The organism is Streptomyces sp. NPDC020362 (assembly GCF_040642095.1).
Classification (GTDB): Bacteria; Actinomycetota; Actinomycetes; order Streptomycetales; family Streptomycetaceae; genus Streptomyces.
In genome coordinates this window covers 41,351-67,491 of the sequence record NZ_JBFAET010000007.1, presented here as the reverse complement: position 1 = coordinate 67,491, position 26,141 = coordinate 41,351, and the positions used below count along the sequence as shown (strand labels likewise).

The 26,141-nt window shown below is 71.3% G+C and carries 29 protein-coding genes; 12 read left to right on the top strand and 17 right to left on the bottom strand.

Annotated features, from left to right (window positions below; genetic code table 11):
* Positions 1 to 3 precede the first annotated feature (3 nt).
* From AB0H32_RS05290 to AB0H32_RS05280, 3 genes are all read right to left on the bottom strand, one after another.
* Entirely contained in the window at positions 4 to 891 is an 888-nt protein-coding gene (locus AB0H32_RS05290) for a GntR family transcriptional regulator (RefSeq protein ID WP_361114519.1), read from the bottom strand.
* Positions 892 to 987: 96 nt separating this feature from the next.
* Positions 988 to 2,229: a GNAT family N-acetyltransferase gene (locus AB0H32_RS05285; RefSeq protein ID WP_361114516.1), complete on the bottom strand. Its 1,242-nt coding sequence runs from the start codon at positions 2,227 to 2,229 to the stop codon at positions 988 to 990.
* A 140-nt stretch (positions 2,230 to 2,369) separates the two neighbouring features.
* Positions 2,370 to 2,963, bottom strand: coding sequence for an aerial mycelium formation protein (locus AB0H32_RS05280; RefSeq protein ID WP_361114513.1), 594 nt, complete (start codon positions 2,961 to 2,963; stop codon positions 2,370 to 2,372).
* 160 nt (positions 2,964 to 3,123) lie between these two features.
* On the opposite strand from AB0H32_RS05280, the gene dtd reads away from it, so the two are divergent.
* Together dtd and AB0H32_RS05270 are read left to right on the top strand one after the other, a co-directional pair.
* The gene (gene dtd / locus AB0H32_RS05275) at positions 3,124 to 3,549 is read left to right on the top strand and encodes a D-aminoacyl-tRNA deacylase (protein ID WP_361114510.1); all 426 of its coding nucleotides are present in this window, start codon (positions 3,124 to 3,126) and stop codon (positions 3,547 to 3,549) included.
* A gap of 369 nt (positions 3,550 to 3,918) precedes the next feature.
* Positions 3,919 to 4,122, top strand: coding sequence for a hypothetical protein (locus tag AB0H32_RS05270; protein WP_361114507.1), 204 nt, complete (start codon positions 3,919 to 3,921; stop codon positions 4,120 to 4,122).
* Between the two features lie 59 nt (positions 4,123 to 4,181).
* Here AB0H32_RS05270 and AB0H32_RS05265 read toward each other — a convergent pair whose 3' ends face one another.
* The 6 genes from AB0H32_RS05265 to AB0H32_RS05240 all read right to left on the bottom strand — a co-directional run bounded on the left by AB0H32_RS05265 (position 4,182) and on the right by AB0H32_RS05240 (position 8,881).
* Positions 4,182 to 5,147 (bottom strand): folate-binding protein, encoded by a 966-nt coding sequence (locus tag AB0H32_RS05265; RefSeq protein ID WP_361114505.1) that lies wholly within the window; start codon positions 5,145 to 5,147, stop codon positions 4,182 to 4,184.
* A 10-nt stretch (positions 5,148 to 5,157) separates the two neighbouring features.
* A complete protein-coding gene (locus AB0H32_RS05260; protein ID WP_361114503.1) occupies positions 5,158 to 5,595 on the bottom strand; it encodes a transcriptional repressor in 438 nt (145 codons plus the stop codon).
* Positions 5,596 to 5,611: 16 nt separating this feature from the next.
* Positions 5,612 to 6,187 carry an FABP family protein gene (locus AB0H32_RS05255; RefSeq protein WP_361114500.1) on the bottom strand — a complete coding sequence of 192 codons (576 nt, stop codon included), beginning with the start codon at positions 6,185 to 6,187 and terminating at the stop codon, positions 5,612 to 5,614.
* Positions 6,188 to 6,396: 209 nt separating this feature from the next.
* Positions 6,397 to 7,314: a hypothetical protein gene (locus AB0H32_RS05250; RefSeq protein WP_361114497.1), complete on the bottom strand. Its 918-nt coding sequence runs from the start codon at positions 7,312 to 7,314 to the stop codon at positions 6,397 to 6,399.
* On the bottom strand, positions 7,311 to 8,162 hold the full coding sequence (locus AB0H32_RS05245; protein ID WP_361114494.1) for a hypothetical protein: 852 nt from the start codon (positions 8,160 to 8,162) through the stop codon (positions 7,311 to 7,313). Before AB0H32_RS05245 ends, AB0H32_RS05250 begins: the two co-directional genes overlap by 4 nt.
* Entirely contained in the window at positions 8,159 to 8,881 is a 723-nt protein-coding gene (locus tag AB0H32_RS05240) for a hypothetical protein (RefSeq protein ID WP_361114492.1), read from the bottom strand. Before AB0H32_RS05240 ends, AB0H32_RS05245 begins: the two co-directional genes overlap by 4 nt.
* Before the next feature lie 108 nt (positions 8,882 to 8,989).
* On the opposite strand from AB0H32_RS05240, the gene AB0H32_RS05235 reads away from it, so the two are divergent.
* A complete protein-coding gene (locus AB0H32_RS05235) occupies positions 8,990 to 9,352 on the top strand; it encodes a DsrE family protein (protein ID WP_361114489.1) in 363 nt (120 codons plus the stop codon).
* Between the two features lie 178 nt (positions 9,353 to 9,530).
* Positions 9,531 to 10,193 (top strand): TetR family transcriptional regulator, encoded by a 663-nt coding sequence (locus AB0H32_RS05230; RefSeq protein WP_361114486.1) that lies wholly within the window; start codon positions 9,531 to 9,533, stop codon positions 10,191 to 10,193.
* A 116-nt stretch (positions 10,194 to 10,309) separates the two neighbouring features.
* Here AB0H32_RS05230 and AB0H32_RS05225 read toward each other — a convergent pair whose 3' ends face one another.
* The 7 genes from AB0H32_RS05225 to AB0H32_RS05195 all read right to left on the bottom strand — a co-directional run bounded on the left by AB0H32_RS05225 (position 10,310) and on the right by AB0H32_RS05195 (position 15,789).
* A complete protein-coding gene (locus AB0H32_RS05225; RefSeq protein ID WP_361114483.1) occupies positions 10,310 to 10,573 on the bottom strand; it encodes a DUF3099 domain-containing protein in 264 nt (87 codons plus the stop codon).
* Positions 10,574 to 10,662: 89 nt separating this feature from the next.
* Positions 10,663 to 10,950 carry a DUF1416 domain-containing protein gene (locus AB0H32_RS05220; RefSeq protein ID WP_028421436.1) on the bottom strand — a complete coding sequence of 96 codons (288 nt, stop codon included), beginning with the start codon at positions 10,948 to 10,950 and terminating at the stop codon, positions 10,663 to 10,665.
* Positions 10,951 to 10,995: 45 nt separating this feature from the next.
* Complete coding sequence (locus AB0H32_RS05215; RefSeq protein ID WP_361114478.1) at positions 10,996 to 11,841, bottom strand: sulfurtransferase; 846 nt, start codon at positions 11,839 to 11,841, stop codon at positions 10,996 to 10,998.
* Positions 11,842 to 12,264: 423 nt separating this feature from the next.
* Positions 12,265 to 13,002: a DUF2993 domain-containing protein gene (locus AB0H32_RS05210; RefSeq protein WP_361114475.1), complete on the bottom strand. Its 738-nt coding sequence runs from the start codon at positions 13,000 to 13,002 to the stop codon at positions 12,265 to 12,267.
* Positions 13,003 to 13,294: 292 nt separating this feature from the next.
* Positions 13,295 to 14,626, bottom strand: coding sequence for a hypothetical protein (locus AB0H32_RS05205; protein ID WP_361114472.1), 1,332 nt, complete (start codon positions 14,624 to 14,626; stop codon positions 13,295 to 13,297).
* Between the two features lie 6 nt (positions 14,627 to 14,632).
* Positions 14,633 to 14,887: a MoaD/ThiS family protein gene (locus tag AB0H32_RS05200; RefSeq protein ID WP_067316158.1), complete on the bottom strand. Its 255-nt coding sequence runs from the start codon at positions 14,885 to 14,887 to the stop codon at positions 14,633 to 14,635.
* Positions 14,888 to 14,937: 50 nt separating this feature from the next.
* A complete protein-coding gene (locus AB0H32_RS05195) occupies positions 14,938 to 15,789 on the bottom strand; it encodes an alpha/beta fold hydrolase (protein ID WP_361114467.1) in 852 nt (283 codons plus the stop codon).
* Between the two features lie 169 nt (positions 15,790 to 15,958).
* Between AB0H32_RS05195 and AB0H32_RS05190 the strand changes: the two genes are divergently transcribed.
* The 8 genes from AB0H32_RS05190 (at position 15,959) to AB0H32_RS05155 (ending at position 24,212) form a co-directional block, all read left to right on the top strand.
* Positions 15,959 to 16,738, top strand: a complete 780-nt coding sequence (locus tag AB0H32_RS05190; protein WP_361114464.1) for a response regulator transcription factor — start codon at positions 15,959 to 15,961, stop codon at positions 16,736 to 16,738.
* Between the two features lie 97 nt (positions 16,739 to 16,835).
* Positions 16,836 to 17,858: a LacI family DNA-binding transcriptional regulator gene (locus tag AB0H32_RS05185; RefSeq protein ID WP_361114461.1), complete on the top strand. Its 1,023-nt coding sequence runs from the start codon at positions 16,836 to 16,838 to the stop codon at positions 17,856 to 17,858.
* 203 nt (positions 17,859 to 18,061) lie between these two features.
* Positions 18,062 to 19,144, top strand: a complete 1,083-nt coding sequence (locus tag AB0H32_RS05180; protein ID WP_361114458.1) for a trypsin-like peptidase domain-containing protein — start codon at positions 18,062 to 18,064, stop codon at positions 19,142 to 19,144.
* Positions 19,145 to 19,173: 29 nt separating this feature from the next.
* Positions 19,174 to 19,422, top strand: a complete 249-nt coding sequence (locus AB0H32_RS05175) for a hypothetical protein (protein ID WP_361114455.1) — start codon at positions 19,174 to 19,176, stop codon at positions 19,420 to 19,422.
* Positions 19,423 to 19,534: 112 nt separating this feature from the next.
* Entirely contained in the window at positions 19,535 to 20,269 is a 735-nt protein-coding gene (locus tag AB0H32_RS05170) for a response regulator transcription factor (protein WP_361114452.1), read from the top strand.
* Complete coding sequence (locus tag AB0H32_RS05165) at positions 20,266 to 21,723, top strand: HAMP domain-containing sensor histidine kinase (protein WP_361114449.1); 1,458 nt, start codon at positions 20,266 to 20,268, stop codon at positions 21,721 to 21,723. Before AB0H32_RS05170 ends, AB0H32_RS05165 begins: the two co-directional genes overlap by 4 nt.
* A 90-nt stretch (positions 21,724 to 21,813) precedes the next feature.
* The gene (locus AB0H32_RS05160) at positions 21,814 to 23,088 is read left to right on the top strand and encodes an ATP-binding protein (RefSeq protein ID WP_361114446.1); all 1,275 of its coding nucleotides are present in this window, start codon (positions 21,814 to 21,816) and stop codon (positions 23,086 to 23,088) included.
* Positions 23,085 to 24,212 (top strand): tetratricopeptide repeat protein, encoded by a 1,128-nt coding sequence (locus tag AB0H32_RS05155; protein WP_361114443.1) that lies wholly within the window; start codon positions 23,085 to 23,087, stop codon positions 24,210 to 24,212. Before AB0H32_RS05160 ends, AB0H32_RS05155 begins: the two co-directional genes overlap by 4 nt.
* Before the next feature lie 102 nt (positions 24,213 to 24,314).
* Here AB0H32_RS05155 and AB0H32_RS05150 read toward each other — a convergent pair whose 3' ends face one another.
* Positions 24,315 to 26,099: a bifunctional metallophosphatase/5'-nucleotidase gene (locus AB0H32_RS05150; protein WP_361114440.1), complete on the bottom strand. Its 1,785-nt coding sequence runs from the start codon at positions 26,097 to 26,099 to the stop codon at positions 24,315 to 24,317.
* Positions 26,100 to 26,141 lie beyond the last annotated feature (42 nt).

Sequence of the window (26,141 nt, the reverse complement as noted above, 5' to 3'; positions counted from 1 at the left end):
ACCTCAGGGCGACAGGCTCAGTTCCCAGCTGATCGTCTCCCAGAGGGCGTTGAACCACAGGTGGGACTGTTCGACGAACGTCGTGTCCCGCAGTCCCGCGCCCGCCTCGAAGGCGAAGAGCAGCGAACGTGCCCCCTCGGCGTCGTACATCTCGAGGGATTCGTTCTCGGCCTCGGCCGACCGCCGGCTGAGGGTGTAGTGGGCGAAGAGCGCCTCCGCACCGTTGAGCAGGTAGAGCTTGACGGGCGGGGTGAAGGGCAGGGCACGGAACGCGACATGTACGTCGATGCCGTGCGTGGCGCGCAGCGCCAGCAGGTTGTGCCGCAGGACCTGGCCCTGGGCGTTGCGCTGGGCCAGCCAGCGCCGCTGCAGGTGTCCGGCGTCGGAGGCGTCCACCGGGGCCGGGAAGGCGAGGTCGATGTCACGGCTGGGCAGCAGCACCCGGACGTCGATCTTTGCCGGTCTCACACGACCGGCGTGGATCTGCCGCAGGGGCTCGCCGATCGCGAGCGTGAGCGAGACGGAGGTGAGGCACAGGGCGTCGATCTCGACGTGCGGGGCGGCGAAGGCGTCCGCGATGCGGGGCGCGAGGGCCACCATGGTGGGCCCCGGCGGAGTCCCGGAGGGCACGCGCCGCGGACGTTCGGCCACGGTGGCGGGACAGCCCCTGGTCACGTTGGTGAGCAGGCCCTCCGACTGCAGGATGCGCAGCGCGTTGCGTACGGCACCGCGCTCCACCCCGAACTCGTCGGCCAGCATGGCCTGCGTCGGCATGCGCTGCCCCGGCCTGAGCACGCCGGACCTGATCCGGGCGCGCAGCTCGTCCGCCACCTCTGTGTGCGACCGGCGCGGACTTGGCCGCCCGTTGCGGGCGACGCCTTGCGACTCCACACCAAAACGGTACAACTTCGCGCCAACTTAAGGCAGTTGTTCCACAGATGGACCAACTGGAACAACTTGTTCTGAGGTGCGGGAAGTTGGCGGGGATCAGAAGACGTCCGGGCACCAGGGGCGGCGCCCGGACCCACGCAGCAGCGCGTCGGCCGTGCGGAGTGCGCCCTCCCGCTCCTCCCGCACCCGGCCGAGCGCGGCCAGCCGCGAGGCGGACTCGTCGCCCAGCCACAGCGCCGCCAGCTCGGCCACGTCGAGCACGAGGTCGGCGTCCCGGGTGGTCACGGCACAGGACGCGCCGTCGGGGGACGCGTCCAGCAGATACCGGCCCTGGGCGAGACCGGCCCCGTCCACGACCTCCAGCACCAGCGAGCCCGTCGCCTCGTACGTACGCGCCTCCAGGGCCCGTACGACGTCCAGGATCCGCACCCACAGCCAGTCCGCGTGGTCGGTGACGCGGGCCGCGCGCGGGTCGGGCAGGAAGAGGGGCAACAGGTCGTCCGGGCCGCGCCAGCCGCTCTTGACCTTGGTGATCCAGTCGATCGAGCACAGGTACCGCCACAGGGCGCGCTCGGCCGCCGGGGTCGCGGCGATCAGCCAGTTGACCTCGGCGGTGTTGTGCGGCTGCTTGTCGTGCCAGGTGTCGTCGCACCCGTACGACACCATGCCCTCGACCTCGCCGGAGGCAGAGCGGTGGACGGCGTAGAACGGCTCGGTCCAGTTGGGGCCGAAGCGGACTGCCCCCGTGTCCAGCTGCCACCACAGCTCGTTCCGGCTGACCGCGCCGGGCTGCGCGCGGCGCACCCGCTCGTGCAGCTCGGGGCCGAGCTTGCGCACGTCCTCCCCGTCCACGAGGTCGATCCGGCCTCCCCCGCTCTCGGGGCCGGACCAGCGCGGGTCGAGGCCCGCGCGGGGGACCTCGACGGTCCACCGGGTCGTCCAGGTCGCCGGGCCGAAGCCGTACCGGCCGTAGATCGGGTACTCGGCGGCGATCAGGGTGGCGACGACGTCACCGCGCTCCTTCGCCTCCGCCAGGTCCCGGCCCATCATGCGGGTCAGCAGGCCGCGGCGGCGGTGCGTGGAGGTGACCGTGACGTTGGAAATGGCGTTCGCGGGGACGGCCGTGCCGCCGACCGCGGTCAGTTCCTGGGGGAAGGAGCGGAAGGTCGCCACACAGCGGCCCCCGTCGAAGGCGCCGAGCAGACGGCCCTCGACGTGGCGGCGGCGCGCTTCCAGGTGCTCGGGCTCCACCCCCGGCTTCCGCAGGAACCCGGTGTTCAGGGCACGCAACCAGTCCTCGAACTCGGCCTCGGTGACGGTGCGGACGTCGTTGGTCATGGGGTCACCGTAGGCACGCGGCCCGGGGCGTGTCGCGCGGATTTCGCCGGCCCCCGGGTGCCGCTCGTCCGCCGGGTCAGCAGGTCGTCACCACCCGGTCGGCAGGAGGGTCACCTGCCCGGTCGGCAGGTCGTCACCGGTCAGGTCAGCAGGTCGTCCACCTGCGCCTCGCCCACCCGGTAGCGGCGCGCGATCTCCCCGCTGCACTCGTCGGTGGTGCTCTGCAGCCGCTGGCGGCGTCCGGAGACCTCCTGCTCGTAGCGGACCAGGCGGCCCATCGCGGTGGTCAGCTCGAGATCGGTCCGCGCCTGCAGGTCCGACAGCTCGACCTCGGCGAGCATCTCGGCGGCCAGCTGCCGGTACTCCTCGTTGTGCGGAGTGCCGAGCGTGACGTGACGGGCCGAGGAGCGCTGGCGGGCCGGCGCGTCGGTGAGGATCTCCGGGAGCCGCTCCACCACGGAGGCGTCCGCGGGCGCCGGGACGGCCGCCCGGCCGCGCCGGGCCAGTTCCGCGCGCAGGATGTCGATCCGGCCCTGCAGCAGCCGCCGCACATAGCTGAGGTCCGCCTCGTCACGCTGGGCGTCACGGCGCAGCGCCCGCAGTTCGGGCAGGCTCAGCCGGGCCAGGTCGCGCTCGGGCGGCTCCGCAGGCAGCGACGGCCCGGACAGGCTGTCGCCGCGCTGTGCGGGCGGCCGGTGTGTCTCCAGCCGCCCGCTGGTACTCGGTGTGCTCATGGTGCTTGTGACCGTCCCCTCGACCGGCGTGTGGAAGCATCGTGCCACCCCAAGTGGCCGCTATGTGACCGAGTGCCCCCGAACGGCCCCAGATGGGGGGGTAAGGATCAATAATGGGCCCGCGGTGACGGTGTGCGGGGCACCCGGCATGATGGTCCGCATGCGAGCGGTGGTGCAGAGGGTGGACGGCGCGAGCGTCGTCGTGGACGGCGAGACGGTGGGCGCGATCGAGGGCGAGGGGCTGTGCGTCCTCGTCGGGGTCACCCACGAGGACACCAAGGAGAAGGCGGCCCAACTGGCCCGCAAGCTCTGGTCCATCCGGATGCTCCAGGACGAGAAGTCGTGCAGCGACATCGACGCCCCGTTGCTTGTCATCAGCCAGTTCACCCTCTACGGCGACGCCCGCAAGGGACGCCGACCCACCTGGAACGCGGCCGCCCCCGGCGATGTGGCCGAGCCGCTGGTGGACGAGGTGGTCGCCCGGTTGCGTGCGTTGGGCGCGACGGTGGCGACCGGCCGGTTCGGGGCACAGATGCGGGTGTCCTTGACGAACGACGGCCCGTTCACCGTGCTCCTGGAGATCTGAGGCAGGACCAAACGCTACAACTTCCATCCCCTTCGGGTGAGTTGTTCGAGAGTTGTTTATGGATCCCTGCCAAGCGGGGACAATCAGAGAGAAGTTGGTTGCCAACTCTCCAGAGCTGGCCGACCTTGGCTTCGACTTCCTGTCAGCCCAGGTGAGTCGGACGGCGGGGCCTGTAGCAGCAGGCCCCGCATTTTCTACGCCCAACGGTGCAGAGACGCCCCCTGCCGTCGGGCGATCACATTTACGTTGAACTGGAATGTCTGCCTCCGGATTTCCGCGGGCATCTCTCCGGACACGGAACACGCGGCTGCTACCGCTTGTCCCGTGCTCGACCCCTCACCTGGGCTGATGAAGGAAGGGAGCGGAGGGATGGCGAACGGGAACGACCGAAGGGCGGTCGCGCGGTTACCCATGTCGAACGCCATAGCGGCGGTGATCATCGCCGTCGCGGCACTCGCGGCCGGCATCGTGGTGCTGCTCGTCATGCCGGGGACGCTCGAAGCGCTGGGCACCTCGGCGACGATCAGCGGATCCGGTTTCACGCTGGCGGCGAGGATCGCCGTGCCACGCTGAGACGGGGGCTGCCGGGCCCGGCACACGGGTCCCGGCAGTGGTCCCGTGTGCCGCGTCCCTCAGGGTTCTACGACGACTTCCTGGGCGGCGGCCGTGTTCCCGGCCACCAGGGGCTCGTCCACGGGAACGTTGCGCTTGACCAGCGCCAGGGCCACCGGCCCCAGCTCGTAGTGGCGCACGGAGGTCGTCACGAAGCCGATCTTGCGTCCGTCCGGGCCCTCGCCGGCGAGCCGGATCTCCGTGCCCGGCGCGGGCAGGTGGACCTCGCTGCCGTCCAGGTGCAGGAAGACCAGCCGACGGGGCGGCTTGCCCAGGTTCTGCACCCGGGCCACCGTCTCCTGGCCGCGGTAGCAGCCCTTCTGGAGGTGGACCGCGCTGCCGATCCAGCCCAGCTCGTGCGGGATGGTGCGGTGGTCGGTCTCGAAGCCGAGGCGGGGACGGTGGTGCTCGACGCGCAGCGCCTCGTAGGCGAGCAGACCGGCTGCGGGACCCGCCTTCGCCGCGAAGTCCTCCAGGTCCGCCCGCGGCAGGAACAGATCACGGCCGTACGCCGTCTCGCGTACGACGACGCCCTCGGGCACCTCGGTGATCGAGCCGGCCGGCAGATGCACCACGGCGACGTCGGCCGTGCGGTCGGCGGTCTCCACCCGGTAGAAGAACTTCATCGACTCCAGGTACGCGATCAGCGCCTCCTGGGTGCCCGGCTCCACATGGGCCCAGACCGTCGCACCGTCGTCCACGAGGTACAGGGCGTGCTCGATGTGCCCGTGCGCGGACAGGATCAGCGCCTCGGTGGCCTCGCCCGCGGGCAGCTCGCTGACGTGCTGGGTGAGCAGCAGATGCAGCCAGCTCAGCCGGTCCTCACCGGTGACGGTGACCACCCCGCGGTGGGAGAGGTCGACGAAACCGGTGCCGTCGGCGAGGGCGCGCTGTTCGCGGAACAGGTCGCCGTAGTGGGCGGCGACGCCTTCGTCCACACCCTCGGCGGGGACGGCGCCGGGCAGGGACAGCAGGGGGCTTTTCATACGGGTAAGCCTACGACTTGGTACTTGAACCCTTGAGCGAACAGGCCTGGCAACGGCCGAAGATCGCGAAGTGCTTCATGTCGGTGTCGAAGCCGAACCGGTCCCGAAGCTTGGCCGTGAACTCCGCGGCCACCTCGACGTCCGCCTCGATCACGTTCTCGCAGTCCCGGCACACCAGGTGGAGATGGTGGTGGCGGTCGGCGAGGTGGTAGGTGGGCGCGCCGTGGCCGAGGTGGGCATGGCTGACCAGGCCCAGCTCCTCCAGCAGCTCCAGCGTGCGGTAGACGGTGGAAATGTTGACCCCCGACGCCGTCTTCCTCACCTCGCCGAGGATGTCGTCGGGGGTCGCATGCTCCAGGGTGTCCACGGCTTCGAGCACGAGTTGCCGCTGCGGCGTCAGCCGGTAGCCGCGCTGCCTGAGGTCGCTCTTCCAGTCGGTGCTCACCACACCACAGAGTCTAGGACTACTTGAAGAAGGCGATGCCGTCGTCCGGGAGGTCGTCCGGAAGGGCCTTGGCCCAGCGCTCGACCTCCTCCGGGGTGACGACCTTCTTCAGGTGGGCCGACATGTAGGGGCGCAGCTCGACCTCGGGGGTCTGCTTCTCGCCGACCCACATCAGGTCGCTCTTGACGTAGCCGTACAGCCGCTTGCCGCCGGAGTAGGGGGCGGAGGCGGCCGTGCGCGCCATGGTGTCCGTGGCCAGGTCGATCTGCGGCTTCTGGTGGGCCAGCTCGCCGTACCAGATCTCGACGACGCCGTCGTCGCGGGTCGTCGTGACCTCGACCTTGCGGTCCGCGTCGATCCGCCAGAAGCCGGACTCCGACTCCAGCGGGCGGACCTTGTTGCCGTCGTTGTCCAGCACCCAGGTGTGGGAGTGGTACTCCAGGAAGTCCCGGCCGTCGTGGGTGAAGGTGACCTCCTGCCCGAAGTTGCACTTCTCCGAGCCGGGGAAGTCGTGGACGCCCGCGCCGGCCCAGTTACCGAGCAGGAAGGCGAGGGGGACCAGGTCCTTGTGGAGGTCGGACGGGATCTCGATCATGAGCGGCAGTTCCTAGGTGGGGGTCAGCGCTGGCCCTGGTACAGCTTCTTCACGGTCAGTCCGGCGAAGGCGAGAACACCGACGCAGACCAGGACCAGCAGGGTTTCGAAGAAGAGTTCCACGGGTGCTCCTTGAGCGAGGGTGGGCGTACGACAGAGCCGGGGCCCAGCTTACGCGGCCGGGGCCCGGCCCTCCTTCCGAGGTGGGCCTCAGCCGAGCAGCTGCTCCTGCAGCACGACCGTCTGCTGGAAGGGCACCGCCTTCGCGCCGCCCTTGCGGGACTGCACGACGAGTCCGACGACGTCACCGGAGAGGATGTACGCCTGCCTGACCTGTTCGGCGCCGTACGGCCGGGGCTCGTCGTACGCGTAGTGCAGCACGTTCGGGATCTGGGCGCGCTCCGGGAACTGCTCGTCCAGCTTCGAGCGGGGTGCCCCGCGCAGGGCGTGGGCGGTCTCGTCGTAGCCGGAGAACTCGTCCTGCTGGACCGTTCCGGCGAGCAGTCCGGTGTCGAACTGGAGCAGGTAGATGCGGGTGCGGGTGCCGTCCGGCATGGTCCAGCCCCGGGCGGCGATGTGCCTGAGGCCACGGTCGGTGAGCACGCCGGCCAGGGTGTCCCGGTCCTCCTTGGAGGCGTACTCGGCGAGGAAGGTCTTCGGCTCGACCCACCCGTGGCCGCCGGCGAGTGCCTTGTCCGCCGTGGCGCCCTTCGGCGCCGGCAGGACCAGCCGTCGCAGGTCGGCGTAGTGGGCGGTGGCCTTGTTGGAGTCGGCGAAGGGGGCCGGGCTGCCGGCGGGCAGCGGCGGGTGGACGATCTGCGGGTAGTCCCAGCGGCCGTCCGACCGGGTGGCCAGTCCGGGAAGGTCGTTCCGCTTCATCTGCGTGACGCCGTACGCCGTGGCCCCACCGGCCACCGCGAAGACGACGACGGCAGCGGCCCACCGCAGGACCGACCGGAGCACACGGCGGTCCTTGCGGCCGGGGGCGGGCTCCACGGCGGCCTGGACGGGCACCGGCTCCACGATGGCGGGGGCGTGCTCCGGTACTTGGGGCTCCGCCGCCTCGGGCTCCGGTGTCTCGGGTGCCGGTGTCTCGGGTGCCGGTGTGGTCCGCTGGTGCTGGGTCATACGGACTCCCCGGGGTCCTTGATGCGGTCGAGCTGTCGGGCGACGAAGAGGGCGATGGCGTTGGTGTCGAGCGAACGGTTCCCGGAGACGTTGACGCCGACCAGCACGTTGCCCGCGTAGGCCGAGCAGAACATGCGGGCGAGCTTCTCACCGTCGTCCTTCGGCGTGAGGAAGCAGGCCGCGTTCTTGTGACCCGGGATCGCCGGGCCCTTGTGGAACACCCGGAGGGCGGTGAACAGCTCCTGCTGGGCGGCCGCGAGGTTGCGCACGGAGGTGCGGTTCTCCATCTGCAGCAGCTGGAAGCTGATGATGAAGGCGTGCTTCTGGGAGATCGACCAGCTGTCCGCGCGCTGGTAGCTGCGCATCGCCATGCCCACGATGTGCTGCTTGTCGATCAGCTGCTCCAGCTTCCGCCGGGTCTGCGGCGGCAGATCGCGGATCGACTGCTTGCGCAGGGCGGTGGCCTCGGCCCCGTTCAGCTCGGCGTCCGAGCCGAAGCTGCCGATGTCCGGTCCCCGGGTGTATCCGGTGGCGCCCTGGTCGAACGGCAGCAGCATCCCGTGCAGCCCCGGGTCCTGCTGGTTCTCCTTGTCCTTCGTCTGCGCCTTGGGGAAGGTCCAGACGGGCTTGCCGGGATCACGGTCGGCGCCCGAGACGGTCACGGCGGTGAAACCGACCCCGGCGACAACGGTGAGGGCGAGCAGGACGGCCCCGAGGACGCCGGCGGTACGGCGACGACGGGCGGTGTCCTTCGGGGGGAGTTCGCCGGGGAACGCCGCGGGGGGCTCGACGGGCGGCTGCTCGACGAGGGGCTGCCCGGCGGGGGAATCGGTGTTGAGCTCACTCACAGACGGGACACCTGCCGCTTCGCCAGGTCCATGATCTTCTCCTCGGGGACCGGCCTGGTGTCGGTGACCCAGATCTCCATGACGAGGTCGCCGCGCGAGGCCTGCGCCTCGGACTGGTACACGGGCAGATAGCCCGGCTCGGTGTCGGGGCGGTGGTGCACCCACACCATGCCGTCGCCGGTGCCGGGCACGGCCCGGCTGTCCGTGTCGGGCTTCCGCTCGGACCAGTACTGCTGGTCCTCCACGTGCTGCGAGGCGGCCAGCTTGCCCGACTCGCGGTACTGCACGAGCCGGATCTCGACGGCGTACGTGCCGATGTGCCAGCTGGTGACGGCGGCGCGGCGGAACTGGTCTCCGAGCTGTAGGCCGAACGCCTGGGCGGGCTTGTCGAAGGAACCCGCGTAGTCGGCCAGGTCCATCCAGCCGTCGGAGCCCGTGTAGCCGGTCGCCCGCGCCCCCCTCGGCCGCTGCAGCAGCAGCTTGCGCAGGTCGCCGTCCGTCTTCACCCGGCGGTCCTGCGCGGCGGTCAGCACCGCCACGTCTCCCTCGGCCTGCCGGACGGCGGGCTGGGAGAGGGACGGCAGCTTCGTGGGCGGGCGGTCCGCCTGCACGAGATAGCCGGTGCACACGCCCGCGACGACGCCGAGGGCGGCGGCGCCGGCGAGCAGCGCGGCGGTGCGGCCGCGGCGCCGCACCGGAGTTTCCGGTCTTTCGGGCACTTCCAAGACGTCCCCCCACAGAACGTGTAGCGCACATGCTCTATGCGCGCGCACAGGAGACCCGCAGCCCACGAAGGGAGTTGTAAAGGGGTTGATTACGATTCGGTCATGACGAAGAAGCTCGTGATCAAGGTGACTGCCGGGGCCGACGCCCCCGAGCGCTGCTCGCAGGCGTTCACGGTGGCCGCGGTGGCCGTGGCCAGCGGGGTCGACGTCTCCCTCTGGCTGACCGGGGAGTCGTCCTGGTTCGCTCTGCCGGGGCGGGCCGCCGAGTTCGAACTGCCGCATGCGGCGCCGCTGCCGGACCTGATCGACTCGATCCTCGCGGCTGGCCGCGTCACGCTGTGCACGCAGTGCGCCGCCCGGCGGGAGATCACCGAGAAGGACGTCATCGAGGGCGTACGGATCGCGGGCGCACAGGTCTTCGTGCAGGAGGCGCTGGGGGACGAGACACAGGCCCTCGTCTACTGACCGGCCCGCCTCCGTCCCGGAGCGCACCTCGTTCATGGTGCAGACCGGGCGGGCCGTCACGGCGCCCGCTTCTCTTCCGCCGGGCGCCTCGATGCCGGTCCACCCCACGCCGCAGTGGCACGATTTGCCATCAAGTCACACCCTGCCGCACTGCGGTCGCGCGCCGTACGCTGCTGGGGTGAGCACCGAGCCGTCCCCGTCCCTGACCGAGCGCCGCAAGGCCGCCACCCAGCTCGACATCGCGCGCGCGGCGGCCGAGCTGTTCGCATCCCAGGGCCCGCACGCCACGACGGCCGAGGAGATCGCCCGGCGCGCGGGGGTCGCGCTGCGGACCTTCTACCGGTACTTCCGCTCCAAGCAGGACGCCGTCAGTCCACTGCTCACGGTGGAGGCCGACCGCTGGCGGGCGCTGCTGGAGGCCACGGAGCCGGGCACGGCCCTGGGCCCTGCCCTGCAGACGGCGGCCGAGCAGGCGCTGGCGGCGCCGGACCCGGAGACCGCCGAGGCGCTGCTGCGCACGCGCGGACTGCTGCGGACCGTCGCCGACGATCCCGCGCTGCGCGCGGTGTGGTACTGGGTGAACCAGGAGTCCGAGGAGCGGCTCGTCCCGGTGATCACGCGCCTCACGGACGGCCGCGGCGGGCCTTTGGAGGTGCGGCTCGTGGCGGCCGCCGCCACCGACGCCGTCCGGATCGCCCTGGAGACGTGGGCGGGCACGGAGGCGGGGGTCGAGGGCCCGGGATCACCGGCCGAGCTGGCGGTCGACTGCCTGCACCGGCTGATCGGCGGAGCGGACGCGCGGGCGTCGTACGGCGAAGTGGGTGAGGGCGGCCGCCGGTAGGCCGGCTCGCGCGGCGAACGGCTCACGCGGCGTACAGCTCGTGCGGCGAACGCCCTGTACGTACGGCTCGTGCGGCGTACCGCTGGTGTCCGGCCAGGGACGCGGCCGATGTCCGGCTAGGGACGCGGCCGTTTCTTGCCGTCCAGCTCGTCCCACCACTCGTCGGACTGCGGGTCGCCCGAGGGGTCGTCCCACCAGCGGTCGTCGGGACCGCGCCGGTTGGCCACCATCGCGGCCACGGGCGGGATCACCATGGCGACCACGCACATCCCGACCGCCGCGGGAACCGACCACAGGCGCACGACCGCCCAGGCCAGGACGAAGAGACCGATGCAGGTCCCCATCATGGCGAAGTACACATGACGTCGCCGAGCCAACATGAATCCAGAGTAGGTCCGGACAGGGCGAAGGGCCGCACCCCAGGCGTCCAACCCGGTGGGTGCGGCCCTTCGGCCGGCTCTGAGGCTGCTCAGACCGCGATCGCGACCTCGGCAAGACCGCCCTTCTGGGCCACGACCGTACGGTCGGCGGTGGCGCCGGGGACGAGGGCGCGGACGGTCCAGGTGCCCTCCGCCGCATAGAAGCGGAATTGCCCCGTGGCGGAGGTGGGCACCTCCGCGGTGAACTCGCCGGTCGAGTCCAGCAGCCGGACGTAACCGGTCACCGGCTCGCCGTCGCGGGTCACCTGACCCTGGATCGTGGTCTCACCGGGCTTGATCGTCGAGGCGTCCGGGCCGCCGGCCTTCGCTCCACACATGTCTGTCTCCGTAAGGGGTCTGACCAGAAGGTCGGTCGGGATGGGTTACTTGCCGGCGCCGAGCTCGATCGGCACGCCGACGAGGGAGCCGTACTCGGTCCAGGAGCCGTCGTAGTTCTTGACGTTCTGGACGCCGAGCAGCTCGTGCAGCACGAACCAGGTCAGGGCCGAGCGCTCACCGATGCGGCAGTAGGCGATCGTGTCCCTGGCGAGGTCCACGCTCTCCTGGGCGTACAGCTCCTTCAGGTCGTCGTCCGACTTGAAGGTGCCGTCGTCGTTGGCGTTCTTCGACCACGGGATGTTCTTCGCGGTCGGGACGTGGCCCGGACGCTGCGACTGCTCCTGCGGAAGGTGCGCCGGCGCGAGCAGCTTGCCGGAGAACTCGTCGGGCGAACGGACGTCGACCAGGTTGTACGAGCCGATCGCGGCGACCACGTCGTCGCGGAAGGCACGGATGGAGGTGTCCTGCGCCTTGGCCTTGTAACCGGTCGCGGCGCGCTCGGGCACGTCGGAGCCGTCGACCAGCTCGCGGGCGTCCAGCTCCCACTTCTTGCGGCCGCCGTCGAGGAGCTTGACGTTCTCGTGGCCGTACAGCTTGAAGTACCAGTAGGCGTACGAGGCGAACCAGTTGTTGTTGCCGCCGTAGAGGATCACCAGCGTGTCGTTGGAGATGCCCTTCTTCGACAGGAGCTTCTCGAAGCCCTCCTGGTCGATGAAGTCGCGGCGGACCGGGTCCTGGAGGTCCTTGGTCCAGTCGATGCGGATCGCGTTCTTGATGTGGTTCTTCTCGTAGGCGGACGTGTCCTCGTCCACCTCGACGATGGCGATGGTCGGGTCGTCCAGGTGCTCCTGCAGCCAGTCGGCGTCGACCAGGACGTCGCTGCGGCTCATGCTCATTCCTCCGGGGCAGTTGCGGCGGGGCGTGCGAGTACAGAGGGTGCGCGCTCAGGCCCGAGCGGCGCACGGGTGCCCTTCCAGACAGGGCGGCTGAGAATGCGGCATCCGCGGGATTGCCCGCGGAATTTCGCTCAGAAGGGGCGACAGAGCATGGCGGCAACGCGGCACAGGTCCACTGCCCGCCGCTTTGTGAGATCCGCCTGTCGCTTCATGGCCCCGATCGTAGGGACGTCCGGAGGGCATGTCACCGGCGTGTCGTATTTTGAGACGCGATCGTCCGAATAGCGGGACGAGAAGGCGCCCGGGTCGTCGTGCGACGGCCTCCGGGCGCCTGGGTCGGTCCGGGAATCTGCGGTGCGGACAGGGGCGTCTCGCCTGTCGGACATCCGCGGTGTCACCGGCTCACCGGCCGTCGTCCTACCCCGCCAGCTTGACGTCCGAACCCTTCACGGTGATCTCCACCCCGTTCTCGGCGGCCTGCACCTTGTCCAGCTTGATGCCGCCGGGGAGCTGGTCGACGGCCTGCTGGAAGTCAGTGATCCGGCGGATGCGGTCCTCGGCGATGGCCCCGCCGCCGAGCGCGGGCAGCGAGTCGGCGTGCACCTTGACCTTGTCGTTCTCCACGGTGACCGTGCTCAGGACGTAGACCGGGTTGGGCAGCCTGGCGCCGAGGACCGTGGCGTCGACCGCGACCTTGATCTTGCCGTTTCCGCCGTCGGACAGGCCGACGACCCGGGCGGTGACACCCGGGGCGACCGGCGTCGGCTCGGACTTGGCGGTCTTCAGCAGCTCGTCGTACGCGATCGTCGCGGTGCCGGTGGCGGTGGCCGCGGTCGCCGAGCTGTAGTCGCCGGAGAAGTCGACGCCCTTCATGTCGGCCTTGAGGTGGTCGATGCGGATGGTCTTGCCGCCGGTGCCGGTGGCCGCCTCGTAGTCGTTGATGCCGACCTCGACGTCGTCCAGGGAGCCGCCCGCGACCTGGGTGAGGAAGGGGAAGCCCTTGATGCTCACGTCCGGGGTCGACGCCAGGTTCTCCGTCGTCTTCAGCTTGTCCGCGGCCTCGCTCTCGGCGAAGTACACGGCCACCCGGTCCACGATCACGAAGAGCCCGCCCAGGATCACGACGAGGATCAGGATTATTCGCAGGGCGCGCATGTGGTGTTTCCCCCGGGTCGGCGGTGTACGGCTACGCCACGGTAACCCTGCGGGGCTCGGCCGGGTTCTGTTTGTGGATCACTTGTGACAGGGGGCGCAGGAAAGGCCGGGTACGGGGTTTCGCCGTAGGAACGCGGATTGCTTGCCGGGTGCGGGTGCGTGGGAGCCGTTCGCGCAGTTCCCCGCGCCCCCCTTGAAGGTCGGTCGGCGCAACGCCCTGAGGGGCGCGCGGAACTGCGCGACAAGCCACGACGGAGCTGCACCCGGCCATGGTGACGCACCCCTGCGGCGGCTAGCCGAGGGCGCGGCCCAGGGTCCAGACCACCGGGGCCGCTGCCGAGAGGGGCAGCGCCACGCCCGCCGTGAAGTGGACGAAGCGGGACGGGTAGTCGTAGCTGGCGACCCGGTGGCCGATCAGCGCACAGGCCGCTGCCGCCGCCCCCAGGGCGGCGCCCTTCGTGCCGCCCACCGCGATCCCGGCGCCCGCCGCCGCGAGCAGGGAGACCACGACCGAGGCCGGGGCCGGCAGGGGCAGGGCGCGTGCCAGGACGGCCACCGCGACCGCGGCCGCGCCCACCGACACCGCGTGCGGCTCGGCGCCGAGGTATCCCGTGGCGAGAACCGTGAGGGCCGCGGAGACGACCGTCGCCATCAGGCCGTACATCCGCTCGTCGGGCGAGGCGTGCGAGCGCAGCTGGAGCACCAGCGACAGCAGGACCCAGATGCCGAGCGGGCCGAGGATCGCGGCCGGCGCATGCTCGCGGCCCGCGACCAGGACCGCCACGTCCGCGGCGACTCCGCCCGCGAAGGCCAGCGCGATGCCCTGCCGGGCGGGCCACATGCCGTTCAGCCGGAACCAGCCCGCCGCCGTGACGGCCTGGAGCAGCACCAGGGGAACGACGAGGGCCCACGGGGCGATGGGCGCCGAGACGGCGAGCAGCACGCCCAGCACCGCGGTGAGCAGCGCCGGCTGCATGCCGGGCGGGATGACCGGCGAACGGCCCTCGGCCCGGGCCCGCTGGGCGTCGGTGATACGGGCGTTGCCGGAGAGGGTGGCGGGGCCGTAGCCGGTCCCCGTCGCGCCGTCGGGCTCCGGTTCGAGGGCCGGCTCCTGGGCCGGCGACTCGTACGGCTGCGGTGCGGGTGCAGGTGCAGGTGCGGACACGGGTCCGGCTTCCGGTGCGGAGGCCGGGAAGGCTCCGTACGACTGCGGCGCGGGCGCGGGCGCGGCCTCGGGCGACTGCGCTGCGGGCGCGGCCTCGGGTGCGGAGGCCGGGAAGGCTCCGTAGGCGTGCTGCTGGTAGGCCTGCTGCTGGTACGCGTCCTGGGGCGGCGGATACCCCGTGCCCTCCGGAGGCATCGTCGCGTGCGTCTGCGTCTCCCAGGTCTGGCCCTGCCACTGCTGGGTGTGCTGCGGGTCGTACCCGGGCTGCTCGTACTGTCCGGCCTGCCCCGGGTACTGGTCGTACGCGGACCAGGCCTGCTGCGCCTGATGTTGCTGCTGCGCCTGCTGCTGGTGCTGCTGCGCCTGCTGCTGCTGCGCCTCATGCTGCTGGTGCTGGTGCTGCTGCTGGTAGGGGTCGTAGCCCTCGTACGGGCCGCCCTGATACGGCTGGTCGCTCATTGCACCTCACCCTCCTGCGAACGGCGGGAGCACCTCGACCGTGCCGCCCTCGGCCAGCCGTACCGTCTCATGCGCGCGGGTCCCGACGGGGTCACCGTCGACGAGGAAGGAGCATCGCTGCAGGACGCGCGTGAGTTCACCGGGGTGTCGCGCACGCACGGCGGCGAGGGCGTCGGCGAGCGTGGCCGCGTCGTACGGCTCCTCGGCGACCTGGGCCGCGGCCTTGGCAGCGGCCCAGTAGCGGACCGTGACCTTGGGCATCTGGTTCCTCAATCGACGGCAGGAAAGAACAAAAAATGGTCGGGGCCAGGCTAGCCCGCCCGTGCGACCGCCCAGTCCCCGATCCGGGCCAGCAGCCCGTCGTCCGCCGCGTTCTCGGCGTGGCCCATGCCGGGTTCCAGCCAGAGTTCGCCGTGGCCGCCGGCCGCCTCGGCGAGCATCCGGGGGTGGTCGAGGGGAAAGTAGCCGTCCCGGTCGCCGTGCACGATCAGCAGTGGCGTCGGCGCGATCCTCGGGACCGCTTCCACCGGGGAGAGGGGCACGGGGTCCCAGTCCCGGTGGTGGATGCGGGTGCGCAGGCCGTAGCGGCCGACCAGGCGGCCCTCGGGGCGGGTGATCAGCCAGTGCAGGCGGCGCATGGGGGCCGTGCCCCGGTAGTACCAGCGCGCGGGGGCACTGACCGAGACCACTGCGTCGACCGTGCCCGGGTGCAGGGCCGCGTGCCGGAGCACCACCGAGCCGCCCATGGAGAAGCCGACGGTCACCACGCGCGCGTGCCCGAAGCCGCGGGCCCACTCCACCGCGGCGGACAGGTCCAGCACCTCCCGGTCACCGACCGTGGAGCGGCCGCCGGAGGCGCCGTGCCCGCGGAAGGAGAAGGTGACGACGGCGCCGTAACGGGCCAGTACGTCCGCCACCCTTCGTACATGCGGCCGGTCCACGTCCCCCGTGAAGCCGTGGGCGACCACGAACACGAGGTTGCCCGGGAGTGGACGGGAGGTGTTCGGTGCGGATTCGTATACGGCCGTGCCCGGGTTGTATACGGAATCGACCGGGATCCCGTCGACGGTGCGCAGGAACGTCCGGATAGGCGCCCTTCTGCCTGTCTCGGCATACGGACGATCGGTGGAACATGCCGCTTGACCTGCCGGGCGGTTGCTCATGTGGGCTATTCTGCTGGGCAGAGGACTCGGGCAGCGAAGCCCCCGGGTCCTTTTGTGCTTTCGGACGCGTTGTATACGAAGCGGGAAACCGCCGGTGTACGGGCTTTCGGGATCGCAGAGCAGTGCCCGTCCGCACAGTCCTCGCAGGGACCGAGGAGGAACCAGACGTATGAGTTCTCTGCTGCTCCTGACCAACGCCCTCCAGCCGTCGACGGAGGTGCTTCCCGCGCTCGGCCTGCTGCTCCACAACGTGCGGGTGGCTCCGGCCGAGGGCCCCGCCCTCGTCGACACCCCGGGCGCCGATGTCATCCTCATCGACGGGCGCCGTGATCTGCCCCAGGTGCGCAGCCTGTGCCAGCTGCTGCGCTCCACCGGCCCCGGCTGTCCGCTCGTGCTCGTCGTCACCGAGGGCGGGCTGGCAGCCGTCACCGCCGACTGGGGCATCGACGACGTTCTGCTCGACACCGCCGGCCCGGCCGAGGTCGAGGCCCGGCTGCGGCTGGCCATGGGCCGGCAGCAGATCGTCAACGACGACTCCCCGATGGAGATCCGCAACGGCGACCTGTCCGTGGACGAGGCGACCTACTCCGCCAAGCTCAAGGGCCGCGTCCTCGATCTCACCTTCAAGGAGTTCGAGCTCCTCAAATACCTCGCCCAGCACCCGGGCCGCGTCTTCACCCGCGCCCAGCTGCTGCAGGAGGTCTGGGGCTACGACTACTTCGGCGGCACCCGGACCGTGGACGTGCACGTACGGCGGCTGCGCGCCAAGCTCGGCCCCGAGCACGAGTCGCTGATCGGAACCGTCCGGAACGTCGGTTATCGATTTGTGACGCCCGAGAAGGGTGACCGGTCCGGCGACGAGGCCAAGGCCAAGGCAGGGCAGTCAAAGGTGGAAGATACGGGCACATCGGCCGTCCTGGACGGCTCCGAGCTCCACGCGGACGCCTAGCGGAGGCATGGACACCGCTCCGGCGGGGCATTGCTTCCGCACAGTCGACATGCGATAAGCCCTGCCCAGAGCGGGTCCATCCGCGTAGACTCCGCGCGTGGCCAAGGTGACTCGCGATGACGTGGCACGGCTGGCTGGAACCTCCACAGCCGTCGTCAGTTATGTCATCAACAACGGACCCCGGCCGGTCGCCCCGGCCACGCGCGAGCGTGTCCTCGCGGCGATCAAGGAGCTGGGGTACCGGCCCGACCGGGTCGCCCAGGCGATGGCCTCGCGCCGCACCGACCTGATAGGCCTGATCATCCCGGACGCCCGCCAGCCCTTCTTCGGCGAGATGGCGCACGCGGTCGAGCAGGCCGCCTCCGAGCGCGGGAAGATGGTGCTCGTCGGCAACACCGATTACATCGGCGAACGCGAGGTTCACTATCTGCGCGCGTTCCTCGGCATGCGGGTGGCCGGCATGATCCTCGTCTCCCACGCCCTGAACGACCTCGCGGCGGCCGAGATCGACGCCTGGGACGCCCGGGTGGTGCTGCTGCACGAGCGCCCGGAGGCCATCGACGACGTCGCCGTCGTCACCGACGACCTGGGCGGCGCCCAACTCGCCGTACGCCACCTGCTGGAGCACGGCTACGAGTACGTCGCCTGTATGGGCGGTACGGCGGAGACGCCGGCCGTCGGTGACCCGGTCTCCGACCACGTCGAGGGCTGGCGGCGGGCCATGGCCGAGGCGGGCGTCTCCACCGAGGGCCGCCTGTTCGAGGCGCCGTACAACCGCTACGACGCCTACCGGGTCGCCCTGGAGGTGCTCGCCGGTCCCGACCGGCCGCCCGCGTTCTTCTGCTCCACCGACGACCAGGCGATCGGTCTGCTGCGGGCCGCGCGCGAGCTGCGCATCGACGTGCCCGGCGAGCTGGCGGTGGCCGGCTTCGACGACATCAAGGAGGCGGCGCTCGCCGACCCACCGCTGACGACGGTCGCCTCGGACCGCTCGGCGATGGCGCGGGCGGCGGTGGATCTCGTCCTGGACGACGGGCTCAGGGTGGCGGGCTCGCGGCGCGAGCGGCTGAAGACGTTCCCGTCCCGGCTCGTCGTGCGGACCAGCTGCGGCTGCGGCTGAGCCCTTCGCGCTCCGGCCGGGTCCGAGTCCGACGCGCTCCGGCCGGGTTCGTCGTCCACGCTCCGGCCGAGCCCTTCATGAAGGGCGGGTGAGAGCCCGTCCCGTGCGGCGAGGAGCGTCCTTATATCGGGCAAACGAGGTTCTGCCGGGCTTCTCAGGGAGCACTCAGGAAGCTCTCATGGTGGCAGGGAAGGCTGTTTGTCATGACCGAGAGCATCCGCCGCAGCGGCGAGTACGAGTACGAGCACCCCCAGGGTCCTTACGCGCAGCAGCAGCACTACTCCGCTCCCGTGAACCCGCAGTGGCCGCCCCCGCCGGCGTACCAGCCGGCCGCGGCCCCGGACCCGGCGACGGCCACCGCTCCCATGCCCGCGCCCATGCCCGCTCCCGCGCCCGCTCCCGCACCGAACCGGAAGCGCGCCCGCGGCCCGGTCGGTCTGCTCGCGGCGGTGGCGGTCGTCGCGGCCGCCGTCGGCGGCGGCACGGCCTACGCCTTCCGTGAGCTGACCGGGAACGACACGGGCGCCTCGGCCGGCACCACCACCCCCGTGGTCCCCTCCAGCAAGAGGGGCGACGTCGCCGCGATCGCCTCCGCGGTCAGCCCGAGCGTCGTCGAGATCCAGGCGACCCTCTCCAACGGCACCTCCACCGGCTCCGGCGTGATCATCACCGGCAAGGGCGAGATCGTCACCAACAACCACGTCATCTCCGGCGCCGACTCGATCAAGGTGCGCACCAGCGACGGCAAGAGCTACCCGGCCGAGGTCGTCGGCACCGACAGCTCCAAGGACCTCGCGCTGATCAGGCTGAAGGGCGCCTCCGGCCTCAAGCCCGCCGCGCTCGGCAGCTCCAGCGGCGTCCAGGTCGGTGACACGGTCGTCGCGATCGGCTCCCCGGAGGGTCTGACCGGCACCGTGACCAGCGGCATCGTCTCCGCGCTCAACCGTGACGTGACGGTCTCCACGGACGAGGGCCAGAGCCAGGACCAGGGCGGCGACGGACAGTGGCCGTTCCAGTTCGGCGGCCGTCAGTTCAACGGCGACACCGGCTCGTCCACGACCACGTACAAGGCCATCCAGACCGACGCCTCGCTCAACCCGGGCAACTCCGGCGGCGCGCTGATCGACGCGAGCGGCCGCATCATCGGCATCAACTCGGCGATGTACTCATCGAGTTCGCAGGCCTCCTCGTCCTCGGACGCGGGCAGCGTCGGCCTCGGATTCGCGATCCCCATCAACACCGTCAAGTCCGACCTGGCGAAGTTGCGGGCGGGCTCCACCAGCTGATCGATCCCCCGCACCTCTGGGAGTACGTCATGATCAAGCAGGTTTCCCACCAGGCCGCCGGCACCGGTCCGGCCGCCCTCACGACGGCCCTCTCGGTCGCGTACGAACTGCACGCGTCGACGGCGGCGTCCCGGCCGGCCCCGGCGCCCCGCCCCGCGGAGGCCCCGCGCGTCCCCGAAATGATGGGCCTGCGCACCTCCGCCGACCGCCGGCACCGCCGCAAGGTACCACTGCGCCGCCTGAACACGGTCCACGGTCTGGCCGCGCTCCAGGCCTAGCCCGGCCTGCCGGCCCGGCATGGCCCGGCCTGCATGCCCGCCGGCCCGCAGACGTGCGACGCTGAGAGACATTCCGCCCACACGACCACCGCACCCCGAGGAATCGCGAGCGATGAGCCCCGCCGATGGCGACCGTGACCCCCTGCGCATCCTGATCGTCGACGACGAGCCCGCCGTGCGCGAGGCACTCGAGCGCAGCCTCGCCTTCGAGGGGTACGACACCGAGGTCGCGGTCGACGGCGCGGACGCGCTGGAGAAGGCCACGGCCTACCGGCCCGATCTGGTCGTCCTGGACATCCAGATGCCCCGCATGGACGGCCTGACGGCGGCGCGGCGCATCCGGGGCACCGGGGACACCACCCCGATCCTCATGCTCACGGCCCGCGACACGGTCGGCGACCGGGTGACGGGACTGGACGCGGGGGCCGACGACTATCTGGTCAAGCCGTTCGAGCTGGACGAACTCTTCGCCCGTATCCGTGCACTCCTGCGCCGCAGCTCCTATGCGGCGGCCGTCTCCGCCGAGGCCCAGGAGGACGAGGCCCTCACCTTCGGGGACCTGCGCATGGACCTTGCGACACGGGAGGTCACGCGCGGTGGCCGGCAGGTGGAGCTGACCCGCACGGAGTTCACGCTCCTGGAGATGTTCATGGCCCATCCCCGCCAGGTGCTCACCCGCGAGCAGATCCTGAAGGCCGTATGGGGCTTCGACTTCGAGCCCTCGTCCAACTCACTGGACGTCTATGTCATGTACCTGCGCCGCAAGACGGAGGCCGGCGGCGAGCCTAGGCTCGTCCACACGGTCCGGGGCGTGGGGTACGTGCTGCGACAGGGCGGCGCGGAGTGAAGAAGCTGCTGCGCCGGTACCGGGCCCTGCCGATCCGGACGCGACTGGCGATGCTGGTCGCGGCGGCGGTGGCGTTCGCGGTGGCGGCGGTCTCGGTGACCTGCTGGTTCATCGTGCAGCGGAAGCTGTACGACCAGCTCAACACCGACCTGGAAAAGGCGGTGGCCATGCCGCAGCGACAGCTCACGGCCCAGGTCGTCGACGCCCTCACCGACTGCAGGCAGACCCCGGAGCACCCGGGCGGCTGGCAGAACACCTACTCCCAGGTGGTCAGGCCGGACGGCAAGGTCTGTCTCTTCGGCACCTCGTTGGGCCGCGTCAAGGTCGCCCAGAGCGACCTGAACGTGATCAAGAGCTCCGGGACCGGGCCTGTCATCTACGAGGTCTTCCGCAACGGCACGGACGCGGACGGCAACCCGGTGCGGGTGCTGACCGTGCCCCTGACCATGACCGATCCGCTCACCAACGCCAGCAGCCACGCGGCCTTCGTCGCCGCCGTCCCGCTCCGGGGCACCGAGAAGACGCTCAGCGACCTGGCCCTCGTCCTCCTCCTCGTCTCCGGCATCGGCGTCATAGGAGCAGGCGCGGCCGGTCTCGCCGTGGCCCGGGCCGGTCTGCGCCCGGTCGACAAACTCACCGAGGCCGTGGAGCACGTGGCCCGCACGGAGGACCTGGCCGTCCGCATCCCCGTGGAGGACGACAGCGAGGACGAGGTCGCCCGGCTCTCGCGCTCCTTCAACTCGATGACCACCGCCCTGGCCAGCTCCCGCGACCTCCAGCAGCAGCTGATCGCGGACGCCGGCCACGAACTGCGCACCCCCCTCACCTCCCTGCGTACCAACATCGAACTCCTCACCCGCAGCGAGGAGACGGGCCGCCCGCTCCCGCCCGAGGACCGCAAGGCGCTCCTCGCCTCCGTGACGGCACAGATGACGGAGCTGGCCTCACTGATCGGCGACCTGCAGGAGCTGTCCCGCTCGGAGGGCCAGCGCGGCGAACGCGTCGAGGTCGTCCCCTTCCAGGACACCGTGGAGGCCGCCCTGCGCCGGGCCCGGCTGCGCGGCCCCGAGCTGGTGATCACGGCGGACCTGAAGCCCTGGTACGTCCGGGCGGAGCCCTCCGCACTGGAGCGCTCGGTCGTCAACATCCTCGACAACGCGGTGAAGTTCAGCCCCGAGGGCAGCACCATCGAGGTGCAGCTGAGCGAGGGCGAGCTGACGGTGCGCGACCACGGACCCGGCATCCCCGCCGACGAACTCCCGCACGTCTTCGACCGCTTCTGGCGCTCCCCCAGCGCCCGCGCCCTGCCCGGCTCGGGACTCGGCCTGTCCATCGTCGCGCGTACGGTCCAGCAGGCGGGCGGCGAGGTCACCCTGAACCGCGCGGAGGGCGGCGGCACCGTGGCGACCGTACGGCTGCCGGGGGCGCCGACCCCGCCGCCGGACACGGTGTAGCGGCGGCCCCGAGGGCGTACGACGGACCCGTCCGGCAGACCGGGCGGGCGCCCGCTTTCCGCTCCCACGCGGGTCCGTAGGGTATGGCCCATGCCCGAAGACTCCCCGCTGATCCACAGTCTGCGTACGGCGGTTGCCGCCGCGCCCGCCGATGTGCCGCTGCGCCTGCACCTCGCGGAGCTGCTGCTCCACGACGGCCGGGCCGATGCCGCCGTCGCCGAGCTGGCCGTCGCGCTGCAGCACGCGCCGGGGGACGCGCAGGCGCGGCAGCTCATGGCCCGTGCCGTGGGGGTCCCTCAGCAGCCGGCCCCGCCCGCCGAACAGCCACCCGCACAGCAACCGCCTGCCCAGCAACCACCCGCGCCGCGCGGCAGGTTCGACTGGCGGGCCGCCGAGCAGCAGGTCCAGGACGTCCTACCGCCGCGCTTCGTCGAGACGCCGGCCCGGGCCGACGGCGCGGACGACCCCGGGAACGCCGAGGCCTGGGACGTGGAGCGGCCCGGCGGTGTGCGGCTCGCCGACGTCGGCGGGATGCAGGAGGTGAAGGACCGTCTGGAGGCCGCCTTCCTCGCGCCGCTGCGCAACCCCGAACTGCGCAGGCTCTACGGCAAGAGCCTGCGCGGCGGTCTGCTGCTGTACGGGCCGCCCGGCTGCGGCAAGACGTTCATCGCGCGGGCCGTCGCCGGTGAACTCGGCGCGGCGTTCCTGTCCGTGTCGGTCAACGACGTGCTCGACATGTGGCTGGGCAACTCCGAGCGCAACATGCACGAGATCTTCCAGACCGCCCGCCGGCAGGCCCCGTGCGTGGTCTTCCTGGACGAGCTGGACGCGCTCGGCGGCAAGCGCAGCCGCAACGCGCACGGCGGGATGCGCAACACCGTCAACCAGCTGCTCACCGAGCTGGACGGCGTCGACTCGGCCGCCAACGAGGGCGTGTTCGTGCTCGCCGCCACCAACGTCCCCTGGGACGTGGACAATGCGCTGCGCCGCCCCGGCCGGCTCGACCGCACCCTGCTCGTGCTGCCGCCGGACGCCCCGGCCCGTGAGGCGATCCTCCGATACCACCTGCGCGAGCGCCCCGTCGAGAACGTCGACCTGGCCAGGCTGGCCAAGGCCACCGACGGCCTCTCCGGCGCCGACCTGGCCCATCTGTGCGAGGCCGCCGCCGAGCGCGCGCTGCTCGACTCGGCCCGCACCGGCACCGTCCGCATGATCGGCATGAAGGATCTGCTCGGTGCGGCCAAGGAGATCAGCCCGTCGACCGACCCGTGGTTCGCCTCCGCCCGGAACGTGGCGATGTTCGCCAACGAGGGCGGCATGTACGACGACCTGATCGCTCATCTGAAGAAGAGGCGCAAACTGTGACCGCCGTGCACCCCGCCGTGGAGCGGGCCGAAGCGCTGATCGGACTTGGGCGCTACGACGACGCCGAGCCACTGCTCGGACAGCGGCTCGCCGAGGACCCGGAGGACATCTGGGCCTGGGTCAGGCTCGCCCAGTGCCATCTGGGCGGGGAGAACAAGGAGCCGGACGGGGCGCTGGAGGCGACCGAGCGGGCGCTCGCGCTCGACCCCGAGCACGTCGGCGCGCTCATCCAGCACGCGCGTGCCCTGCAGGCCGTCGGCGGCCGCTTCCCGGAGACCGAGGGCGTCCTGCGCGAGGTCATCCGTCTCGCGCCCGAGTACTGGTACGGGTACGCGCTGCTCGCCAACTGGCTGTTCCGCATCCGGGCCATCACGTTCGGGCAGGCCAACGGCGGGGAGGTCACCCGGGAGGCCATGGACCGCTTCCTCCAGGAGTCGGCCGAACTGGCCCAGCAGGCCATCCGCCTGGCGCCCGAGGAGGTGTTCGGCTACGAGGTGGCGTGGCTGATCGCCGACATGGGCGGCAACCGGACCGTCGCCGACATGATGGACCAGGCCATCCTCCGCCTCGACCCGAACCACCAGCAGGCGCTCGCCCGGCAGACCAAGAAGGCCGCCACAGCCCCGGGCGTCAAGGCCACCGAGGCCGCCACGCTCTACGCCGACGCCCTCGCCTCCGCCCCGGACTCGGCGCCCATGCGGCAGGGTCTGGACGACGCCTCCTACCGGCTGCTGCGCGGAGTGCGCTGGATCGCCGTGCTGTGCGTGGCCTTCGCCGGCGCCGGGCTCGACCTCTTCACCACCGAGGGGGAGACCCCGCGTGCCCTGCCGCTCCCCTTGGGCCAACGGCTGTGGGATCTCGTCCCCATGGCCGCTCTGTGGACCGTGGGCGCCCTGCTGCGATACCGCCGCCTGCGCACCGGCGTCCAGTACAACCTGCGCTCCGTGATCCGCCGCCGCCGCTGGCCCCGCATCGTCCTGGGCCAGGCCGCCTGGGCCATGCTCTGCGCCCTGCTGCTCACCCAGGTCCCGTGGACGGACCGGACGGTGCCCCAGATCGTCTTCTGGGCGGGCCTCGCACCGACGGCGGCCACGATCTGGTTCGACCGGCGCAAGGACACCTGACGCAGGGACTCCGGAACGACCCCGAGATCGATTCCCGGGGGCGTTCCGGAACAGCAGCGGTGATCACGCGGGAGCTGCCGCACGGCGTCCACCGTGCAGCTGCTACTGCACGATCCTGATCCGGTCCGCCGCCGGAGGCGTCATCGGCGAGGTGGCCGAGGAGTGTGCCGTCAGGTACTTCTCCAGGGCACCCAGGTCGTCGCCGCCCACCAGGTCGTTCGTGCCCTGCCCCAGGGTCGGGAAGCCGTCGCCGCCGCCCGCCAGGAAGCTGTTGGTGGCGACGCGGTAGGTGGCCGCCGGGTCGATGGGGGCGCCGTCGAGGCGGATGGAGTCGGTGACGACGCGGTCCGCACCGGCTTTGGTCATGTCCAGGGTGTAGGTGAGGCCCGCCGAGGGCTGGAGGATCTTCGGGGCCGCCGCGTTCGGCCCGCTCACCTGCTCCTTGAGCACCTGGACCAGCTGGGCGCCGGTGAAGTCCTGGAGGTTGACGGTGTTCGAGAAGGGCTGGACCGTGAAGCCCTCGGCGTAGGTGACGACACCGTCGCCCTCGGCCCCCTTGGCCGCGTAGGTGAGACCCGCGCGCACGCCGCCCGGGTTCATCAGGGCGAGACTGGTCCTCGGGTCCAGTCCCCGGCCGTGGGCGAGCTGGGCGTCGGCGATCAGGTCGCCCATCGGGGACTCGGTGCCGGTGTTGTCGACGTCGGCTGAGATGTGGCCGATGGCCCGGTTGCCGATCGGGGCCGCCAGGGTGTTCCAGCGGGAGATCAGGTCCGTCATGTCGGCGGCCTTCGGGACGTCCCGGGTGACCACGCGGTTCGCGGACTTCACGGCCGTGCGCACGATGTCGCCGGTGCGGCGGTCGTAGGTCAGCGTGGTGTCGGTGTAGAGCCGGCCGAAGGAGGCCGCCGAGGTGACCATGCGGGGCCTGCCCGACGGGTCCGGGACCGTGCAGACGTACGCCTGGTGGGTGTGTCCGGTGACCAGGGCGTCGACCGCCGGGGTCACGTTCTTCGCGATGTCCACGATCGGGCCCGAGATGCCGCTGCCCGCGCCCGCCGAGTCGCAGTCGTAGTTGTAGGAGCCGGAGGCCGGGAAGCCGCCCTCGTGGATCAGGGCCACGATCGAGCGGACGCCCTGGCGCTGCAGCACCTTCGCGTACTTGTTGATCGTCTCGGCCTCGCCCTTGAAGGTCAGGCCCTTGACGCCGTCGGCGGAGACGATGTCCGGGGTGCCCTTGAGGGTGACACCGATGAAGCCGATCCTGACGTCCTTCTTCTTCCACACCCAGTACGGCTTCAGGATCGGCCTGCCCGTCTTCTCGTCCAGGACGTTCGCCGCCAGGTACGGGAAGTTCGCGCCCTTGAACGTCTTGTCGGCGTAGCAGCCGTCCGTGGGGTGGCAGCCGCCGTTCTGCAGACGGCCCAGTTCCTTCGCGCCCTCGTCGAACTCGTGGTTGCCGACCGAGGTGACGTCCAGCTTCAGCTTGTTGAGCGCCTCGACGGTGGGCTCGTCGTGGAAGAGGCCGGACAGCAGCGGGGAGGCGCCGACCATGTCGCCGCCCGCCGCGGTGACCGAGTACGGGTGACCCTCGCGGGCCTGGCGCAGGTGGGTGGCGAGGTACTCGACGCCGCCCGCGTCGATCGTCTTCGTCGTGCCGTCCGGCTGGAGCTCGCCGACCCGGCCGGAGGAGCCGGAGGGGGGTTCCAGGTTGCCGTGCAGGTCGTTGAAGGAGAGGAGCTGGACGTCCTGGTAACGGCCGTGGTCGCCGTGGTCGGGTTGTGCCTGCGCGGGCAGCGCGGCGGCCAGGGCGGCGACCGTGGCGAGAGCGGCGGTCGTCGCGAGGACGGCGTACGTGCGGCGTCCGGTGCGCCGCGGTGTGGCTGACATGGGACCCCCCTGCGGGTGGACGGTGGCATCGGCCCGTTCGCG